The organism is Pseudoxanthobacter sp. M-2 (assembly GCF_046156265.1).
Taxonomy (GTDB): domain Bacteria; phylum Pseudomonadota; class Alphaproteobacteria; order Rhizobiales; family Segnochrobactraceae; genus CAMDHY01.
This window is the reverse complement of record NZ_JAWDIR010000003.1, coordinates 85,693-99,248: the sequence shown is the minus strand read 5'-3', so window position 1 is coordinate 99,248 and position 13,556 is coordinate 85,693. Positions and strand designations below refer to the sequence as shown.

Sequence of the window (13,556 nt, the reverse complement as noted above, 5' to 3'; positions counted from 1 at the left end):
ACACCGGCCCCGCGCCGGGGCACGTTCGCGCCACAGCCGGCGCGACGTCCGGTGGGGGGGCGACGCGGCGATGCGGACGGACCGGGTGGAACGGCTGAGGGCGTCCGGTGCGGACGGCGGGACCGTGCGCCGGCGATGAGCGACGGCACCCGGACGGTCTACGGACCCGACCAGCGACCGCCGCTCGGCCTTCTGGTCGGCAGCGCCGCCCAGCACGTTGGCGTGCTGACGGCGATCAACATCGCCTTCCCGGTGATCGTGCTGAACGCCCTGCCGGCCGGCAGCGTCGACGGCGAACGCTTCATCGGCCTCGCCTTCCTGGTGCTCGGCATCGGCACGTTGCTGCAGTGCCGGGGTCTCGGTCCGCTCGGCTCGCGGCTGCTGGTGCCCACCACCTTCACCGCCGCCTACATGCCGCCGATCCTGCTCGCGGTGGAGCGCGGCGGCCTGCCGTTGATGGCCGGCATGCTGATGATCGCCGCTGTGGTCGAGCTCGGCTTCGGGCTCATCCTCCGGCGCATCCGCCACTTCGTCTCGGTCGAGCTCGCCGGCGTCGTCATCGTCACGATCGGCATCCTGCTCGGCATGGTCGGCTTCCGGCTGATCTTCTCGCTCGACCCGCACGGGGCGGCGATCGACCGCGCCGCCTCGCCCGGCCTCGGCGGGCTGACGGTGATGGTGATGATCTTCGCCGCCGTCTACCTGCCCGGCTCGCTGAAGACGCTCGCCGCCCTCGTCGGCCTCGTCGTCGGCCTCGTCGCGGCGCCGTTCTTCGGCGAGTTCGACCTCACCCGCCTGCCGGCCTGGCACGAGATCGGCCTGGTCAACGTGCCGATGCCGTTCTTCCCCGTGCCCACCTTCGACCTCGCGCTGCTGCCGGGCTTCGTCATCGCCGGCCTCGCCTGCGCGCTGCGCACCGCCGGCGACGTGACGACGGCGCAGCGCGCCGCCACCCCCGGCTGGCGCCGGCCCGACTACCGCCAGATCGCCCGCGGCATCCTCTCCGACGGCGTCTCGACGCTCACCTCGGCGATCCTCGGCTCGCTCGGCACCAACTCGTTCTCCGGCAGCGTCGGGCTGTCGGTGGCGGCGGGGGTGCTGTCGCGCGCCGTCGGCATCCTCGCGGGCCTGATCCTGATCGCCATGAGCCTGCTGCCGCCGGTGCGCGCGGTCGCCCTGATGGTGCCGCAGGAAATCTCCGGCGCGGTGCTGCTGTTCTCGGCGGCCTTCATCATCATGAACGGCCTGTTCGTCATCGCCTCGCGCGCCCTCGACAATCGCCGCATCCTCGTCGTCGGGCTGTCGCTCCTGCTGGTGATGGCGCACGACGCTTTCCCCACCTTCTTCGCCGGCCTGCCGCCGGCGTTCGCGGCGCTGACGCGCTCCAGCCTGACGGTGGCGATCGTCTGCGCGGTGGTGCTGACGCTGGTGCTCGGTCTCGGCCAGCGCCGCAAGCGCGCCCGCGCCTTCACCGCCGCCGAGCTGCCGGAGATGACCGACTTCGTCCGCGACGCCACCGCCCGCCTCGGCATGGCGCGTGACGTCGCCGGCATGATGGTCCTGGCGGCCGAGGAGGTCGCCGACCTCGTGCGCCGCGAGGGCGGCGGGCAGGGCCTCGACCTGACGGTGGAGGCGACCGATTCCATGGCGGCGCTGACGGCGATGCTGCCGGCCGGCGTCAGCCTCGAGAAGATGCCGCCGCCGACGCCGCCGTCGAGCCTCGACGACATCGAGGACGTCGACGCCTACATGACCGCGGTGCAGCGCCGGCTGGTCCTCGACCGCGCCGATTGCTCCGAGGTGCAGGACCACGGCGGCCGGCGGCGCCTGCGCATCGTCTTCGACCAGTAGCCGGGCGCCTCGACGGCGGCGCTCCCGCTCGCAGCTGGGTCGCCGCCGCGCTAGGATACCGCCCATGAGCGAATGGCTGCCCGAGGGGATGGCGGCGGAGCCGGCCGTGCGGCGGCCGGTGGCCTTCGGCGCGCGCCTCGCCGCCGCCGGCCACGCGACGCTGCGCCTCGGCCGCGCCGTCCTCGACACCGCCCTGCCGCCGGTCTGCCTCGCCTGCCGCCGCCCGGTCGCCGACGATCATGCGCTGTGCGTCACGTGCTGGGGCGGGCTCGCGCCGATCGAGCGGCCGTTCTGCGACCGGCTCGGCACGCCGTTCTCCTTCGACCTCGGCGAGGGGGCGCTGTCGGCCGCCGCCATCGCCGACCCGCCGCCCTATGACCGCGCCCGCGCCGCCGTGCGCTACGGCGACGTCGCCGGCAACCTCGTGCACGCGCTGAAGTACCGCGACCGTGGCGAGGTGGCGGCGCTGATGGGCAGGATGGCCGCGCGCGCCGGCCGCGACCTCCTCGTCGATGCCGACGCCCTCGTGCCGGTGCCGCTGCACCCGCGGCGCCTGTGGACCCGGCGCTTCAATCAGGCGGCCGCCATCGCCGACGTCGTCGGCCGCAGCAGCGGCGTCGCGGTCGATCCGTTCGCGCTGGAGCGGGTGCGGCCGACGCCGCATCAGGTCGGTCTCGACAAGGGCGAGCGTGCCGACAACGTCCGCGGCGCCTTCCGCGTGCCGGCCGGGCGCAAGGCCGCCGTCGAGGGGCGGCGGCTCGTGCTGGTCGACGACGTGCTGACGTCCGGGGCCACCGTCGCGGCGGCGACGCGGGCGCTGAAGCGGGCCGGGGCGGCGCGGGTCGACGTGCTCGTCTTCGCCCGGGTGGTGCAGGGGGAGGGGATCTGACGCCGCCGCGCCGGCCGGGGACGCCCCCACCTTGCCAGACCCCAGTCGCCTCACCTACTTAGACGGAACTGAACTTTCCGCGACGCTGCGACGTTGCGAGGGCATCATGGCAAAGGTCGTCATCTACACGCGTCAGGCCTGCGGCTACTGCTCGGCGGCGAAGAGCCTGCTGGAGAAGAAGGGCGCCGCGTTCCAGGAGATCGACGCGACCGGGCGACCGGAGCTGCGCGCCGAGATGATCCAGCGCTCGGGCCGGGCGACCTATCCGCAGATCTTCGTCGGCGACACCCACGTCGGTGGCTGCGACGACCTCTACGCCCTCGACGGCGCCGGCAAGCTCGATCCGCTGCTCGCCGCCTGAAGGAGACAGCGGTCCTGAAGGAAACTGCCATGGCCTCTGAGACCTTCCGCGTCGCCTGCGCGCAGATGCGCTCCGGGCGCACCGTCGCCGACAACATCGCGGCCGCCGAGGCGCTGATCCGCGAGGCGGCGAAGGGCGGCGCGCGCTACGTCGTCACCCCCGAGATGACGAACCTCCTCGAGCGCGACCGCGCCGCGGTGCTGGCCAAGATCGCCTCCGAGGCCGAGGATCCGACGCTGACGCGTCTCGCCCAAGTCGCGGCCGAGCTCGGCATCGTCGTCCATATCGGCTCGCTCGCCATCCACACACCGGACGGCGTCGCCAACCGCGCCTTCGTCATCGGCCCGGACGGCGCGGTGATCGCCAAGTACGACAAGATCCACATGTTCGACGTCGACCTCGCCAACGGCGAGAGCTGGCGGGAATCGAACACCTACAGCCCGGGCGAGCAGGCGATCGCCGTCGATCTGCCGGGCGCGCCGGCCGACCTGCGGCTCGGGCTCGCCATCTGCTATGACCTGCGCTTTCCGCAGCTCTTCCGGGCGCTCGCCAAGGGCGGCGCCGGGCTGCTCGCCGTACCAGCGGCTTTCACCCGTCAGACGGGCGAGGCGCACTGGCACGTGCTGATGCGCGCCCGCGCCATCGAGTGCGGCGCCTACGTGGTCGCCGCCGCCCAGGGCGGCACCCACGAGGACGGCCGGGAGACCTACGGCCACAGCCTGATCGTCGACCCGTGGGGTGTCGTCGTCGCCGAGGCCGGCGCCGAGCCGGGGGTGATCTTCGCCGATCTCGATCCGGCGAAGGTGACCGAGGCGCGCGGCCGCATCCCGGCCCTGAAGAACGACCGCCTGTTCGGCGTGCCGGACCTGCCGCCCGTCGATGCGGCGGCCCGGAGGGCGGCCTCTTGATCCGCTACGCGCTCGAGTGCGGCGAGGAGCACGGTTTCGAGGCCTGGTTCCGCTCCTCCGACGACTTCGAGCGCCAGCAGGCAGCAGAGCTCCTGGCCTGTCCCGTCTGCGGCTCCCACGCGGTGACGCGCGCGCTGATGGCGCCGGCCGTCTCGACCTCGCGCAAGCGCGCCGAGATCGCCGCGACGATGGCCGCCGCACCAGCGGTGCCCGAGCCCGCCGCCGCTGCTGCGGCGCCCGTCCCGCCGCCGCCCATGCCGGTGACGCTGCCTGATCCGCGCGCGGCCGCGCTCGCCGAGATGCTCCGGCAGATGCGCCGCCACGTCGAGGAAAACGCCGAGAACGTCGGCCCGCGCTTCCCCGAGGAGGCGCGCAAGATCCATTACGGCGAGACGGACGCCCGCGGCATCTACGGCCAGGCCTCGCGCGACGAGGTCGAGGCGCTCCTCGACGAGGGCATCGAGGTGCACGCCCTGCCGGTGCTGCCGGAAGATCGCAACTGACCAAGCGGCCCGCGAGCGATCCCCTCAGCCGCGGCCGGCGAGCAGCATGTAGTTGACGTCGGTGTCGGCCGCCGTCGACCAGCGGTCACGCAGCGGGTCGTAGACGACGCCGATCGTCTCCTGCACCAGAAGTCCCGCCTCCGTCACCGCCGACGACAGCTCCGAGGGGCGCACCAGCTTGTCGTAGGAGTGGGTGCCGCGCGGCAGCCACCGAAGCACGTACTCCGCGCCGACGATGGCGAGCATGAACGCCTTCGGCGTGCGGTTGATGGTGGCGGCGACGAACAGTCCGCCCGGCTTCACCATCGAGGCGCAGGCCGCGATGAAGGCCGGAACGTCGGCGACGTGCTCCACCACCTCCATCGCCAGGACCACGTCGAAGCGCTCGCCGGCGGCGGCGATCTCTTCCGCCGTGGTGGCGCGGTAGTCGACGGCGATGCCGGCGCGTTCGGCGTGCAGGCTCGCGACGGCGACGTTCTCCTCCGCCGGGTCGAGGCCGGTGACGCGGGCGCCCATGCGAGCGAGCGGCTCCGACAACAGCCCGCCGCCGCAGCCGACGTCGAGGATCGTGAGGCCCGCCAGCGCATTGCTGTCCTTCGGGTCGCGGGCGAAGCGGCGCGCACAGGCGTCCTTGATGTACTGCAGCCGGATGGGGTTGAGCCGGTGCAGCGGCGCGAGCTTGCCGCGCGGATCCCACCATTCCTTCGCCAGCGCCGCGAAGCGGGCGACCTCGGCCGGATCGACCGTGGTCCGCTCCGTTGCCGGTGCCGTCGCCGCGGGCTCGAGGATGCTGTTTCCCGTCATCTGAGGCTCCCTTGTCCCCGCGATAGGTCGCGCGGGCGCCGGCGATGTCAATGCGGCGCCGGCGTCCGGCATGCCTGCTGCGGCTTGACGCCCCTTCTTGTGCGGTGCGACAGAGGGACATGCGATCGATCAACAGTGTCTGCGTCTATTGCGGCTCGGCGCCGGGCCGAAACCCCCTCTATGCCACGGTGGCCGACGAGCTCGGCCGCACGCTGGCCGGTGCCGGCGTGCGCCTTGTCTATGGAGGTGGCTCGGTCGGGCTGATGGGGCGCATCGCCCGCTCGGTGCTCGCCCACGGCGGCTCCGTCACCGGCATCATCCCGCAGTTCCTCGCCGACCGCGAAGTCATGCTGAAGGACGCCGACGACCTCGTCGTCACCGCCGACATGCACGAGCGCAAGCGGCTGATGTTCGAGAAGTCGGACGCCTTCGTGGCGATGCCGGGCGGCATCGGCACGCTGGAGGAGGTCGTCGAGATGATGACCTGGGCCCAGCTCGGCCAGCACGACAAGCCTATCGCCCTCCTCGACGTCGACGGCTTCTGGCGGCCGCTGGTCGATCTCCTCGACCACATGCGCGCCGAGGCCTTCATCCGCCCGGGCTACGAGCTGCGCTACGAGGTGGTGGCCGAGGTCGCCGACCTGCTGCCGCGGCTCGAGGCAGCACAAGGCGCTGCGGCGGGACGGCCCGAGGACGCGGCGGTGCTTCGGCGGATGTGAGGGGCGGGCGGCTGCCTCGGTCGTGAGATCCTCGCCGCGGCCTCGTCGCCGGATGCTGCACCGTCAGGACTCGCGGCGCCCCCCTCCCTACCCTCCCCCGCGAGGGGGGAGGGTTTACGTTTCGCTCTCTGGCAACTCTCTTGCTCAAATCTCGATGCGAACCCTCCCCCCTCGCGGGGGAGGTGGCCGGCGAAGCCGGTCGGAGGGGGGGGGCCGCGGGTTCGGCGCCGCCTTGAGTCAGTGAGAGCGCAATAAGCTCCCGCCACCCCGCCGCCTCAAGCCGACTTCCGCAGCGCCGCCACGGCGCCGCTCGCGGTCGCCGCACCCTCCTTGATCAGCTTGTAGGTCACCGAGTCGATCAGCGCCTGGAAGGACGCATCGACGATGTTCGGCGAGACGCCGACGGTGAACCAGCGGTCGCCGTCGCCGTCGCGGCTCTCGATCAGCACGCGCGTCGTCGCCCCCGTGCCGCCGTTGAGGATCCGCACCTTGAAGTCGACGAGCTCGAGGTCCTGGATGATCGACTGGTAGCGGCCGAGATCTTTCCGGAGCGCGATGTCCAGCGCGTTGATCGGGCCGTTGCCCTCGGCGACCGAGAGGATCTCCTCGCCGTCGACCACCACCTTCACCACCGCCTCCGACACCGTGACGAGCTCGCCGACGGCGTTGAAGCGGCGCTCCACCATCACCCGGAAGCTCTTCACGTCGAAGAAGCGCGGCACCGTGCCGAGGGCCCGGCGGGCGAGCAGCGCGAAGGAGGCGTCGGCCCCCTCGTAGGCGTAGCCCTCGGCCTCGCGCGCCTTGACGTCGGCGAGCAGGCGGTCGAGGCGCGGGTCGTCCTTGGCCACCTGGATGCCGACGCGGTCGAGCTCGTGGACGAGGTTCGACTTGCCGGCCTGGTCGGAGACGAGCACCCGGCGGCGGTTGCCGACGGTCTCCGGCGGCACGTGCTCGTAGGTGCGGGGGTCTTTCAGGATGGCCGAGGCGTGGATGCCGGCCTTCGTCGCGAACGCCGCCTCGCCGACGTAAGGGGCGTGCCGGTTAGGAGCGCGGTTGAGGAGCTCGTCGAAGGCGCGGCTGATCCCTGTCAGGTCGGAGAGCGCCTCGTCGTCGACGCCGATCGTGAAGCGCTCGGCATAGGCCGGCTTCAGCTTCAGGGTCGGGATGAGGGTGACGAGGTTGGCGTTGCCGCAGCGCTCGCCGATGCCGTTCAGCGTGCCCTGGATCTGGCGGGCGCCGCCGCGCACGGCGGCGAGCGAGTTCGCCACTGCCTGGCCGGTGTCGTCGTGGGCGTGGATGCCGAGGCGGTCGCCCGGCACCACCGCCGTCACCGCCCGCACCACGGCCTCCACCTGCGACGGCATCGTGCCGCCGTTGGTGTCACAGAGCACCACCCAGCGGGCGCCGGCCTCGTACGCCGTGCGGGCGCAGGCGAGCGCATAGTCGGGGTTCGCGGCATAGCCGTCGAAGAAATGCTCGCAGTCGACCAGCGCCTCGCGGCCGGCCGCCACGGTGGCCGCCACCGTCTCGCGGATCGAGACGAGGTTTTCCTCCAGCGTCGTCCCGAGGGCGACGCGGACGTGATAGTCCCACGACTTCGCAACGTAGCAGCACGCATCGGCCGCCGAGCCGAGCACGTCGGCGACGCCGGGGTCGTTCTCGACCGAGCGTCCGGCGCGCTTCACCATGCCGAAGGCGGTGAAGATCGCCTTCTTCGTGCGCTTCTCGGCGAAGAAGGCGGTGTCGAGCGGATTGGCGCCGGGATAGCCGCCCTCGACGTAGTCGACGCCGAGCCGCTCCAGGAGGCTCGCCACGGCGATCTTGTCCTCGAGCGAGAAGTCGATGCCGTTCGTCTGCGCGCCATCGCGCAGCGTCGTGTCGAAGAGATAGAGGCGCTCGCGCGCAGTCGTGTCGGTCATGGGTCTTGTCCCTCCGCTCAGCCGGCCGCGAAGCGGTCGGTGGCGGCGATCAGGCGCTCGAGGATGCCGGGCTCGGAAAAGGCGTGGCCGGCGCCCTCGACGAGGTGGAACTCCGCTTCCGGCCAGGCCTTGTGCAGGTCCCACGCGGAGACGGCCGGGGTGGCGATATCGTAGCGGCCCTGGATGATCACCCCCGGGATTGCCCGGAGCTTGTGGGCGTCGCGGATGAGCTGCCCCTCCTCCATCCAGCCGGCGTTGACGAAGTAGTGGTTCTCGATGCGCGCGAAGGCGAGGGCGAAGGCGTCGCTCGCATGCATCGCCGACATCGCCGGGTTCGGCATCAGCGTGATCGTCTCGCCCTCCCAGACGCTCCACGCCTTCGCCGCCTGAAGCTGTACGGCGCGGTCGGAGCCGGTGAGGCGGCGGTGATAGGCGGCCATCAGGTCGCCACGCTCGGCCTCCGGGATCGGCGCCAGGAAGCGCTCCCACTTGTCGGGATAGAGCTGCGAGGCGCCCCACTGGTAGTACCATTCGAGCTCGAAGCGGCGGAGCGCGAAGATGCCCCTGAGCACCATCTCGCTCACCCGCTCCGGGTGCGTCTCTCCATAGGCGAGGGCCAGCGTCGAGCCCCACGAGCCGCCGAAGACGAGCCACTTGTCGACGCCCATCATCTCGCGCAGGCGCTCGATGTCGGCGACGAGGTGCCAGGTGGTGTTGGCCTCGAGGCTCGCCGACGGCCGCGAGCGGCCACAGCCGCGCTGGTCGAACAGCAGCACCCGGTAGCGCTCGGGGTCGAACAGGCGGCGGTGCGTCGGCGAGCAGCCGGCGCCGGGACCGCCGTGCAGGAACACGGCCGGCTTTCCCTCCGGGTTGCCGCAGATCTCCCAGTAGACCTGATGGCCGTCGCCGACATCGAGCCGGCCGGAGGCATAGGGCTCGATCGGCGGGTAGAGGCCGCGGTCGCTCATGTCTTCGCCTTCGCGTCGGACGCCGGCGGCCAGTCCGCGGTGTCGTGGTCGGGGTGCTGGTAGGAGACGAGCGCGTCCATCGCACCCTCTGGCATGTCGTCCTCGGTGACGCTGCCGGGCAGGCGGTCGAGCGAGGCGAGCCACGGCATCCGCGCCTCGATGCCGTACTGGATGACCGGCGGCACCAAAGCCGGATCGTCGAGGCTGCCGAGCGAGAAGGCGACCTCGTCGTGGGCCGCGAAGCCGGGGCTCGAGGCCACCGCCTCCGGGGGCTCGCCGTGCCGGGCGGCATCGGCCGCATCGCTGCCCGGCGCGGGGACGCCATGGAATTCGTAGGTGAGCGGCGTGCCGCAGAGGGCGCAGAAGCCGCGGGAGACCAGGCTCGACGAGCGGAAGCGCGTTGGCTGGCCGCGCGTCCATTCGAACGCCGCCTTCTTCACCGAGGCGAGCGGCGCGAAATAGGCGCCGAATGCCTTCTGGCACATCCGGCAATGACAGATCGACGGCTTCTCCGGCTCGGCGGTGACGGCATAGCGCACGGCCCCGCACTGGCAGCCGCCGGTCAGGCGGGGGGCGGGGGAGGAGGCTTCTGAGGTCATGACGTCACCTCGCTTGTCACTTGGCCGAAGAGCCGGAGGCCGGCTCGATCTCGATCATCGTGGACGGCTTCAGGTCGTAGCGGCCGGTGATCGCCTCGATGGCGGCGACGGCATCGACGTTGATGCCCCAGTCGTTGACGAGACGGGCGAAACGGCGGGTCGTCATCAAGGTCAGCGGCACCCGCGCCGCCGCCATCAGCGCCGGTGCGTCGCGGTCCTCGTAGAGGATGATCGCGGCAGAAGCGTCATCGGGTTCGAAGCCTTCCACGAACTCGCGGATGGCGCGCTCGCCGCTGTCGCGCAGGCGTCGCTTGAGGAGCGAGGCCGCCTCCGGCGTGTCCGCGCTCTCGCGCAGCGCCGCGATGCCGTAGCCCTCGACGGTGCGGACCCGCTCGATCGCCGGCCCCATCGCCTCGATCCAGGCGACGATCTCGTCGGCGAACGGCTTGGTGCGATCGGCCGAGACTTCATCCTCGACGCGGTCGACGAGAACGATGCGCCGGTTGAGGCCGCGCAGGGAGCCGAGCAGCCCCGCCGCCGCAAGACGGATCAGCGGCCCGGCATCGGCGACGACCACGGGAGAGCGCTCGTCTAGCGTCATCGCGCCACCTCCAGGGTCGAGAGCCCGCGGCGGTGCGTGCGGTTCTCGAGGGACTGTGCCCGCGGCCCCCCCTCCCTGCCCTCCCCCGCGAGGGGGGAGGGTTCGCGTCGAGATTGAGGCAATCGCTTTAGCCAGACCGCCAACGGAAAACCCTCCCCCCTCGCGGGGGAGGGTAGGGAGGGGGGGCGCCGCGGGTTCGACATGGCGAGGCTCACCGCGCCACCTCCCAGGTCGTCACCGGCTCGCCAGTCGCCGGGTCCTTGCCGTCCTTCAGCGCGATACCCAGCGCCGCGAGTTCGGCGCGCAGGCGGTCGGCCTCGGCGAAGTCGCGGGCGCGACGGGCGGCGAGGCGGGCCTCGATGAGCGGGGCGACCATGGCTTCGTTGACACCCGCCGCCGGGCTCGCCGCCGCAGCTTCCGGCCGCAGCTCGATGCCGAGGAAGTCGGCGCAGGCGATGAGCTTGCCCGCGCCGATCTCCTGAGCGGCGTCGGCCGACGCGGCATCCGCGTGGGGCTCGCCCCTGTGGCCGCGGTTCCCCTCGAAGCCGAAGCGGTGCATCTCGCCAAGCGCCCCGTGGGTGTTGAGGTCGTCGGAGAGATATTCGAGGAAGCCGCCCGGCAGCGCCGCGGGCGGTGCGAAGCCGTTGCGCCGGATGGCGTCCCGCCACTTGCGCAGCGTCTTCTCGCTCTCCTTCAGCCCCTTCACCGTCCAGTCGATCGGCTGGCGATAGTGCGTCTTCAGCATCGTCAGGCGGACGACGTCGCCCGGCCAGTCGGCGAGCACCTGGCGGATCGTCACGAAGTTGCCGAGGCTCTTCGACATCTTCTCGCCTTCCACCATCAGGAAGCCGTTGTGCATCCACGTCTCGGCCATCGCCGGCGTGCCGAGCGCGCAGCAGGACTGGGCGATCTCGTTCTCGTGGTGCGGGAAGACGAGGTCGATGCCGCCGCCGTGGATGTCGAAGGTGTTCTTCAGCGGGTCGTCGCAGGTGAGCCCGCCGCCATAGGGCGCGAGCAGTTCCGCCATCGACATCGCCGAGCACTCGAGATGCCAGCCGGGGCGGCCGGCGACCGCGATGCCGGCGGGGCTCGGCCAGCCGGGCTCGCCCTGCTTCGAGGGCTTCCACAGCACGAAGTCCATCGGCCCCTTCTTGTAGGGGGCGACGTCGACGCGGGCGCCGGCCAGCATCTCGTCGAGCGAGCGGCGGGCGAGCCGTCCGTAGCCCGGCATCGAGGCGACGTCGAACAGCACGTGGCCTTCCGCCACGTAGGCGTTGCCGCGCGCGACGAGGCGCTCGACGATCGCCCGCATCTCTTCGATGTGATCCGTCGCCCGCGGCTCCACCGTCGGCGGCAGGCAGCCGAGCGCCGCCACGTCCTCGTGGAACTGCTGCTCGGTGAGGGTGGTGACGCGCCGGATCGCCTCGTTGAGGGCGAGCTCCGGGTGCTCGCGGGCGGCGCGCGCGTTGATCTTGTCGTCGACGTCGGTGATGTTGCGGACGTATTTGACGTGGCCCTCGCCATAGAGATGGCGGAGCAGCCGGAACAGCACGTCGAAGACGATGACGGGCCGGGCGTTGCCGATGTGGGCGAAGTCGTAGACCGTCGGCCCGCAGACATACATCCGCACATGGCGGTCCACTGGGGCGACGCCGGCCTCCGGCCGCCAGTCGATCGGCCGGATGTCGCGCTTTTCCTTGGTCAGCGTGTCGTAGAGCCGGAGGCCGCGGAAGCCGCCGTCCGCCTCGGTCACGCCCGTGCCGAAATCCGTCATCGTCCGTCCCCACAGGCGGCGCGAGTGCCTCGCCGGGGCGTCCGTATCCTTTTCGGAGGGTGTTTTGAAAGGGAGACGGCCGCAGCCAGCGTATGCGCGCTAGCCGCAAATAATCCCGCAGATGATCGCGCCCGTGCGCATCGCCGTCGTCATGCCCCTGTGAGTGACCGATCCCGCGGAAATCGTCAAGCGCCCCGCGAAAATGCGCCCGCCCCGGAAGCGCCCCGGCCGCCTGAACGCACTCTGAATGCGGCCCTCAGGCGGGGTTCAGCGCCCAACCCCTAGAACCCGTCCCAACGCCGCGGTTTCCGGACCGCCACCGAACGAGGGACGACCGCCATGACCGCCACCGCCATCACCCTCCGCTCGCTGCTGCCGACGCGTGCCCATCTCGCCTCGTTCGCGACGGTGGTGCTCCTGCTCGCGATGCTGTCGGCGCCGTTCACCTTCGTGGCAATGGCGGCGATTGGCCCCTCCGCGTCGGGCGCCATCGACGAGAAGCCGATGTGCTACGCCGCCGGCATCGGCTGCCGCGCCGGCCCGTCGCTGGAAATCGCGCTGTTCGCGCCGCGCCGCTGAGCGGCGGCGGCGGTTCCGGGAGACGGCCTCAGTCCACCTCGTCGGCCCAGGCGCGCCATTCCTCGGCGCGGCCGGCCTCCGTCCACGCCACCATCGCCGGCATCGACAGCACCGCGTCCATGTAGGCCTGCGTGTCGGCCGCCACCGGCCAGCCGTAGCGGTCGAGGCGCGTCACCACCGGCGCGTACATCGCATCCGCCGCCGAGAACGCCCCGAACAGGAACGGCCCGCCGGCCCCGAAGCGCGCCCGCGTCTCCCGCCACATCGCCTCGATGCGGGCGACGTCGGCCGCCGCACCCTCGCCCCGGTCCTTGAAGGTGCGGTCGTCGCGGCCGAGGTTCATCGGGCAGGCCTGGCGGAGCGCCGCGAAGCCGGAGTGCATCTCGGCGGAAATCGCCCGGGCGTGTGCCCTGGCCGCCTTGTCCGCCGGCCACACCGGATGCTCGGGGAACCAGTCGGCGATCGTCTCGATGACGGCGATCGATTCCCACACCCGCACGTCGCCGTCGATCAGGCACGGCACCTTGCCGGTCGGCGAGTGCTCGAGGATGCGCGCGCGCGTGTCCGGCTGGTCGAGCGGGATCAGGATTTCCTCGAACGGAATGCCGAAGTGGCTGAGCACCAGCCACGGGCGCAGCGACCACGAGGAATAGCGCTTGTTGGCGATGACGAGGGTGAGGGCCATGCGGGGCTCCGGAAATTGCGCGGCCGGAGGATCGGACGAGGCGCACGGCATTTCCAGCGAATTCGGCTGATGAACCCATCGCCGCCGTCGATCGGAGCGCACCTCGCACCACGCCGGGACTTCCGAAAAGAAAACGGGGCGCGGCTCGCGCCACGCCCCGTTGCTTGATCCTTGACCGGGGCGCCGGCGGAAGGGCCGGCGTCGGTCGTCAGTTCATCGCGATCTCGGCCACGCCGAAGCCGCCGATGAGGTTCGCGAGAATGAGCGCCATGCCGAGCGCGACGACGGTCCACGTCATCACACCCCAGCAGGACGGCGTCACACGTCTGTCCATGAGGTTTCCTGAAAAGAGGAACGAGCCTCCCCGCGGTCGCCGGTGTCGAGGAAGGCTGCCCC

The 13,556-nt window shown here is 71.6% G+C and carries 15 protein-coding genes; 7 read left to right on the top strand and 8 right to left on the bottom strand.

Going from position 1 to position 13,556, the window contains the following annotated elements:
• Positions 1-135 precede the first annotated feature (135 nt).
• From RUR49_RS02315 to RUR49_RS02295, 5 genes are all read left to right on the top strand, one after another.
• On the top strand, positions 136-1,851 hold the full coding sequence (locus RUR49_RS02315) for a uracil-xanthine permease family protein (protein WP_409144722.1): 1,716 nt from the start codon (positions 136-138) through the stop codon (positions 1,849-1,851).
• Between the two features lie 64 nt (positions 1,852-1,915).
• On the top strand, positions 1,916-2,740 hold the full coding sequence (locus RUR49_RS02310) for a ComF family protein (protein ID WP_409144721.1): 825 nt from the start codon (positions 1,916-1,918) through the stop codon (positions 2,738-2,740).
• A 106-nt stretch (positions 2,741-2,846) separates the two neighbouring features.
• The gene (gene grxC / locus RUR49_RS02305) at positions 2,847-3,101 is read left to right on the top strand and encodes a glutaredoxin 3 (RefSeq protein ID WP_409144720.1); all 255 of its coding nucleotides are present in this window, start codon (positions 2,847-2,849) and stop codon (positions 3,099-3,101) included.
• Between the two features lie 29 nt (positions 3,102-3,130).
• Complete coding sequence (locus tag RUR49_RS02300) at positions 3,131-4,009, top strand: carbon-nitrogen hydrolase family protein (RefSeq protein WP_409144719.1); 879 nt, start codon at positions 3,131-3,133, stop codon at positions 4,007-4,009.
• Complete coding sequence (locus RUR49_RS02295; protein ID WP_409144718.1) at positions 4,006-4,512, top strand: DUF1178 family protein; 507 nt, start codon at positions 4,006-4,008, stop codon at positions 4,510-4,512. The genes RUR49_RS02300 and RUR49_RS02295 overlap by 4 nt, the downstream gene beginning before the upstream one ends.
• A gap of 24 nt (positions 4,513-4,536) precedes the next feature.
• Here the strand turns inward: RUR49_RS02295 and ubiG are convergent, their stop codons facing one another.
• A complete protein-coding gene (gene ubiG / locus RUR49_RS02290; RefSeq protein ID WP_409144717.1) occupies positions 4,537-5,316 on the bottom strand; it encodes a bifunctional 2-polyprenyl-6-hydroxyphenol methylase/3-demethylubiquinol 3-O-methyltransferase UbiG in 780 nt (259 codons plus the stop codon).
• 119 nt (positions 5,317-5,435) lie between these two features.
• On the opposite strand from ubiG, the gene RUR49_RS02285 reads away from it, so the two are divergent.
• Positions 5,436-6,035 (top strand): TIGR00730 family Rossman fold protein, encoded by a 600-nt coding sequence (locus tag RUR49_RS02285; RefSeq protein ID WP_409144716.1) that lies wholly within the window; start codon positions 5,436-5,438, stop codon positions 6,033-6,035.
• Between the two features lie 275 nt (positions 6,036-6,310).
• On the opposite strand, the gene cimA is transcribed toward RUR49_RS02285, so the two are convergent.
• The 5 genes from cimA to cysS form a co-directional block, all read right to left on the bottom strand.
• The gene (cimA, locus tag RUR49_RS02280; protein ID WP_409144715.1) at positions 6,311-7,954 is read right to left on the bottom strand and encodes a citramalate synthase; all 1,644 of its coding nucleotides are present in this window, start codon (positions 7,952-7,954) and stop codon (positions 6,311-6,313) included.
• Positions 7,955-7,971: 17 nt separating this feature from the next.
• Positions 7,972-8,922: a prolyl aminopeptidase gene (gene pip, locus RUR49_RS02275; protein ID WP_409144714.1), complete on the bottom strand. Its 951-nt coding sequence runs from the start codon at positions 8,920-8,922 to the stop codon at positions 7,972-7,974.
• The gene (locus RUR49_RS02270; RefSeq protein ID WP_409144713.1) at positions 8,919-9,521 is read right to left on the bottom strand and encodes a GFA family protein; all 603 of its coding nucleotides are present in this window, start codon (positions 9,519-9,521) and stop codon (positions 8,919-8,921) included. Before RUR49_RS02270 ends, pip begins: the two co-directional genes overlap by 4 nt.
• Before the next feature lie 16 nt (positions 9,522-9,537).
• Positions 9,538-10,122, bottom strand: a complete 585-nt coding sequence (locus RUR49_RS02265; RefSeq protein WP_409144712.1) for a hypothetical protein — start codon at positions 10,120-10,122, stop codon at positions 9,538-9,540.
• A gap of 211 nt (positions 10,123-10,333) precedes the next feature.
• Positions 10,334-11,896, bottom strand: a complete 1,563-nt coding sequence (gene cysS / locus RUR49_RS02260; RefSeq protein WP_409144711.1) for a cysteine--tRNA ligase — start codon at positions 11,894-11,896, stop codon at positions 10,334-10,336.
• Between the two features lie 339 nt (positions 11,897-12,235).
• Between cysS and RUR49_RS02255 the strand changes: the two genes are divergently transcribed.
• Entirely contained in the window at positions 12,236-12,475 is a 240-nt protein-coding gene (locus RUR49_RS02255) for a hypothetical protein (RefSeq protein WP_409144710.1), read from the top strand.
• 28 nt (positions 12,476-12,503) lie between these two features.
• Here the strand turns inward: RUR49_RS02255 and RUR49_RS02250 are convergent, their stop codons facing one another.
• Positions 12,504-13,160 carry a glutathione S-transferase family protein gene (locus RUR49_RS02250; RefSeq protein WP_409144709.1) on the bottom strand — a complete coding sequence of 219 codons (657 nt, stop codon included), beginning with the start codon at positions 13,158-13,160 and terminating at the stop codon, positions 12,504-12,506.
• Positions 13,161-13,368: 208 nt separating this feature from the next.
• A complete protein-coding gene (locus RUR49_RS02245) occupies positions 13,369-13,494 on the bottom strand; it encodes a hypothetical protein (protein ID WP_409144708.1) in 126 nt (41 codons plus the stop codon).
• Positions 13,495-13,556 lie beyond the last annotated feature (62 nt).